The organism is Streptomyces bugieae, from assembly GCF_036352915.1.
GTDB lineage: Bacteria > Actinomycetota > Actinomycetes > Streptomycetales > Streptomycetaceae > Streptomyces > Streptomyces endophytica.
In genome coordinates, this window is the sequence record NZ_JAZBJP010000232.1 from 1 (window position 1) to 387 (window position 387).

The window sequence follows — 387 nt, forward strand, 5'->3', positions numbered from 1 at the left end:
CGCCCTCCGGTCGCACCGCCCCGGTCCGACCGCTCCTGACCAGGCCATCAACGAGGACTACTCATGACCCGCCGTCTGTTCACCTCGGAATCTGTCACCGAGGGTCACCCCGACAAGATCGCTGACCAGATCAGCGACACGATTCTCGATGCGCTTCTGCGTGAGGACCCGGCCTCGCGTGTCGCGGTCGAGACCTTGATCACCACCGGTCTGGTGCATGTCGCGGGCGAGGTCACGACCAAGGCGTATGCCGACATTCCCAACCTCGTGCGCAACAAGGTGCTGGAGATCGGCTACGACTCCTCGAAAAAGGGCTTCGACGGTGCGTCCTGCGGCGTCTCGGTCTCCATCGGCGCGCAGTCGCCGGACATCGCCCAGGGTGTCGAC

General features: G+C 64.9%; 1 protein-coding gene. It reads left to right on the top strand.

Annotated elements, in window-relative coordinates; all coding sequences use genetic code 11:
• Positions 1-63: 63 nt before the first annotated feature.
• A partial coding sequence (locus V2J85_RS41025) for an S-adenosylmethionine synthetase N-terminal domain-containing protein (RefSeq protein ID WP_330824446.1) occupies positions 64-387 on the top strand: 324 nt, incomplete at its 3' end.